Genomic DNA, 4126 nt, shown 5'->3' on the forward strand with positions numbered 1-4126 from the left:
GCGGCACCGAAGGGCCGAACCTTCATCTCCTACACAGCACCGCGGTCGATCACTCAGCTACCAAGTGACCTCCCGCGCTCGTGGCACACCCCAGTTGCGCAGCGTCTCAGGGTTGATGCCCAGCTGCTCGCCGATCGCTTCAACGCCCCGGTCCGGGTGGCCGGGTCACCCCGGGCGTCGACCGCCATCCGGGTCGCCGGCTCCCGAAGCTCGTCGGGGTACTTCCTCGGTGCCGCCATGACTCTCATCCTCACGTGGATTGGGAGCCTCCATCAGACCCGGGGCGAGACACGACCCATCGCCCATGTCGCCGCCGAGGCCGGAGTGTCCAGGCAGTGCCTGTCCAAGTGGAAGAACCGCCGCGACGCCCTGCGAGACGGGGTCTGCTCGACCGGTCCAGTGCCTCGCACACCAGTCCGAACCAGACCGAGGGTGCGGTGGTGCCCCGGATCGAGGCGCTGCGGCGGGAGAAGAAGTGGTCCGCGCGGCTGATCGCCAGCGAGCCCACCGAAGACGGCGTCGACATCAGTGCCACCACGGTCGGCCGCTGGCTGTCCGTCTGGGCATCAACCGGCGCCGGCACCTGGACCTTGACGGTGAGAACAACCGCACTCCGGGCAAGATCACCGCCCACTACCCCGGGCACCTGATTCACGTCGATGTGAAGAAGGTCGGCCGGATCCCTGACGGCGTCGGCTGGCGGGCCCACGGCCGCGGCAGCGACGCCTACCGCTTCGCCGACCGGGCCAAGACAATGGGCGCCAAGGCCGGCTACGTCTACCTGCACTGCGCCGTCGACGGGTTCTCCCGGCTGGCCACACCAAGCCTTGGCCAACGAAACGGCCAAGACCGCGATCGGGTTCTTCGCCCGCGCCCGGGCGTTCTTCGCCGCTCAGGGCATCATCGGGAGCACCCGGGTGATCACCCGACAACGGCTCCTGTGGACCGCGCCGCCGCCTTCACCCGATCGCTTTACGACGCCGCCCGCCACCAACGGACCAGGCCGTCACGCCCAAGCACAACGGCAAGGTCGAGCGCTACCAGCGGATCCTGGCCGAGGAGCTGCTCCACGCTGGCACCTGGACCTCCGAAGCCCAGCGAGCCGACTGATCAGGACCTAGGCGGTGCACTAGAACTACCACCGACCGCACACCGCCGCCGGGAATCGACCACCCGTCTCACGCCTCCACGCCGGCGTCACTAACTTATGAGAAGCAACACCTAGCCGAGTGCGTGCAGCACCCGGCACAGTGCCGCGAGTTCGGCGCTGCGTCTCTTAAAGGCGGAGGTCGCGGCACAGCCCGAGACGCCCTGACCGGGCACTTAGTCCCACCGTGTCCAATTGCAGGAAGCGAGCCGAATCTCCGTTCGCATGCCGGTGTCTACGCAGCGTTAAGACTTGCGGGCCGCCGCTGAACCACTTCAGACTAAGGACATCATCCCCTTGCTCAGTGGCGCCTCTCAGGATCACACTGCGTTCGCACGTCTTTCCCTCCCCTGAGTCGCCCGCGAAGGAGCCGAGGCGATGACCAATTCAGACGGTGATCGTGCGCTGGTAACCGGCCATCTGAGCCACCAGATATACGTCCAGGAAGGGAACACCAAGCGGTGGGTTCCCGACCTGTGGACCATGCAAGCCGAGGGACTGTCCCCAGCCGACCTGCAGGTGCTCAGCGAAGACGAGTTGGAGGCCCTGGAGGAGAAGGACCCCATCCCCTCCCAAGTGCCCCCACCCCGGTTGTCGAACGGCCAGTACATCGAAACCGAGGTCGGTGTGTACAAGTTCGAAGGCGGTGAACTGGTCCGGATTCTCGACCCGCGCTCCAGCAACATCAGCGAGGAAGCTCGCGCCGCCGCAATCTTCCTGCCCGAATCCGTCGTCCGCGGATTCCCGGTCACGGGACGGCTGACATGATCGCCACCAGCGGCGGTATCCACTATAAGGACCTCGGCGCCAATCACCACATGTGGACCGACGCGTACCTGGAAGACGACGGACGCATCCACGGGTCCACCCGAACAGCCACGTTCACTTTGTTCGGAGGCTTCACCGGAGGATGCCGGATACTCGTATTCGACGCGAACATGATCCTCCTCGACGTGTCGCCCGAGAATACGTACGGGGTGGACGGCAAGTGGATCGGAACGAACGACCGCACCGACTACTGGGAGCACTACCTCGACCTCGGCCGGGTTGGTGGTGCCGTCACCCTGAGGCCCGCCCAATACTGGGCGCCCACCTGGCGTCACCTCGGTACCGTCATCGAGATCGGCAAGCAGGTCGCCCCTGCCATTCTCGCCCTCCTGTGACTCGGCGAGGCCCGTGGGGATGTGTCCCGCTCCCCCGCCGTGGTCGCTCAGCCACGATCGTGGCCACGACGGGTCAAAGGTCCCTGCTCCAGTCGGAGCAGCGGGGGGCCGGAGCAGATGCCTGAGCCATCGGTCACATGGCCCGGGCCGTCCTGAGCGGGCACGTCGATGGGCGGGACGATAACCGCCCTCCGCGCATCAAGGATGCCTGCTGGCGCGCGGTGTTAAGTGCGCTCAGCAACTCGCGGTTGCTGGGCCGCGCTCAGTTCGTCGTTGCGTTCCTCCAGTTCTTGGCGCAGCGTTCGGAGCTGTTGCTTGGCCTCCTGCGTGCGGCGCTGCAACTGCTCGGCGATCTGGCCGGATGCGAGCCCGGCCTTGCGCGTGGATCGACGTGCCCTGCGCCTGCCCGAGCCGCCGTTCCAGGGTGCGGACCTGCTTGGTCAGCCGCTGGTTCTGGCTTCGCAGGTTGGCATTCTTGGCGCGCAGTCCAGCGGCGCTGATCCGGCCACCGGTGGGCACCGCGGGCGGAGTGGCGTGGGCCCGTTTGATCTGCGCGAGCAGGTCGGGTGTCCGTACACGGTGGACCGGGCGACCTTCGTCTTCTTCGCCACGGCTTAGGGGTGATCGACTCTTCGGCTGCTTGAAAGTGAGCCAGCGCCTGCTGGATGCTATTGCAGCAGTCCATGCTGGCTTCCTGCCGGGCCCGCCTCAGATCACCGACGCTCATAACCTGGACCTCCGGCCGGGCAGCCCCAGCAATACCAACTGGCACTGCTCAGCCTTTGGACCCTCGGTCGTCGTCTCGGAAGTCGACCAGTGGTCGGGGCTCGCTCAATCGGTCCACCGTCGTCGGAAGAGGATCCCTTGCGGGCCGTTGCTGGCTTGCTGCCCTGACTGGTTCGAACGTCGTCGCAGCGCGTTCGGCTTGCGGACTGGTATCTCCGACCATCGTCGCGATAGCCGGTGACCTGATTGCCTCCAGCCTGTCCGCCGGTGGCACCGCGGCAATGGCGTCACCGTCCCGGCCATAACTGACCGGGACCTCGCCGAAATGCTCCTCCCGCGTCGCACCGCCGGTGGAGGCGCTGGTTCCGCCGTCGACCCGAGGAGGACCGCCCACGACGTACCGCCGCCTTGCTCGCCGGGAACGGGACCGCAGGTGCGATGTCGTGGCACGGGGGCGATGCGGTTCAAGGACGGGTGTGAGGGACTTCAGATGCCGGCCCATGCCGGTACGTCAACCCCGGGCTCGTCATGTACCGGATTCTGTATTGGCTGGTCAGAAACGTCTCGCTTCTTGATCGACAGGAAGTGCGCAGATCCGCCGCTGTTCTGTGGCGCCCATCGTCCATTGACGGGCCAGCTCTGGCTGCGAGAGCATTCCCGGCCACGCGCACTCGATTCGGAGAGGCCGATCTTCAGGCCGCTACCGCCGCGGGAGGGGACGAATGTGAATCCAGAGATGAGTCGCCGCCAGTTCACGGCGATGTTGGCGGCGACAGGCGCATTTCCTCTTCTCGCGCCCCCGGCGGCGGCCGCCCATGATCGCGGCGTCTCCCACCGCCATCGCGCCTCCCCCGGGGACGAGCTGTGGCGCTGGAACGCGGCCGACCTGGCGGCGGCGATCACCACGCGGCAGGTGTCAGCCAGAGAGGCCACCGAAAGCGTGCTGGCCCGCCTCCACGCGCTCGATCCGACCGTCAACGCCGTGGCCGAGGTGCTAGGCCCTGTTTGAGAAGTCGCTCGCGGGCCGTGGCTGGCGTGTCGGTGCCGAAAGAAGGCGAGGTCTCCGGTAGAGGGATCAACGACCAAGAAG

At 66.7% G+C, this 4126-nt stretch carries 4 protein-coding genes and 1 pseudogene; all 5 read left to right on the forward strand.

The window, feature by feature from the left end; genetic code table 11:
• Positions 1 to 237 precede the first annotated feature (237 nt).
• The 5 genes and pseudogenes from CHB94_RS24160 (at position 238) to CHB94_RS24180 (ending at position 4045) form a co-directional block, all read left to right on the forward strand.
• Positions 238 to 1211, forward strand: a pseudogene (locus tag CHB94_RS24160) (IS481 family transposase).
• Between the two features lie 314 nt (positions 1212 to 1525).
• On the forward strand, positions 1526 to 1915 hold the full coding sequence (locus CHB94_RS24165) for a hypothetical protein (protein WP_089339085.1): 390 nt from the start codon (positions 1526 to 1528) through the stop codon (positions 1913 to 1915).
• On the forward strand, positions 1912 to 2310 hold the full coding sequence (locus tag CHB94_RS24170) for a hypothetical protein (protein ID WP_089339086.1): 399 nt from the start codon (positions 1912 to 1914) through the stop codon (positions 2308 to 2310). The genes CHB94_RS24165 and CHB94_RS24170 overlap by 4 nt, the downstream gene beginning before the upstream one ends.
• Before the next feature lie 315 nt (positions 2311 to 2625).
• Positions 2626 to 2928, forward strand: a complete 303-nt coding sequence (locus CHB94_RS24175) for a hypothetical protein (protein ID WP_141137651.1) — start codon at positions 2626 to 2628, stop codon at positions 2926 to 2928.
• Between the two features lie 844 nt (positions 2929 to 3772).
• A complete protein-coding gene (locus CHB94_RS24180) occupies positions 3773 to 4045 on the forward strand; it encodes a hypothetical protein (RefSeq protein ID WP_089339088.1) in 273 nt (90 codons plus the stop codon).
• Positions 4046 to 4126: the final 81 nt, after the last annotated feature.

This window comes from Blastococcus mobilis (assembly GCF_900188025.1).
Classification (GTDB): domain Bacteria; phylum Actinomycetota; class Actinomycetes; order Mycobacteriales; family Geodermatophilaceae; genus Blastococcus_B; species Blastococcus_B mobilis.

Coding starts and splice junctions, on each gene's coding strand:
- CHB94_RS24170 (WP_089339086.1), top strand. CDS start 1,912: ATGATCGCCACCAGCGGCGGTATCCACTATAAGGACCTCGGCGCCAAT.
- CHB94_RS24165 (WP_089339085.1), top strand. CDS start 1,526: ATGACCAATTCAGACGGTGATCGTGCGCTGGTAACCGGCCATCTGAGC.
- CHB94_RS24180 (WP_089339088.1), top strand. CDS start 3,773: ATGAGTCGCCGCCAGTTCACGGCGATGTTGGCGGCGACAGGCGCATTT.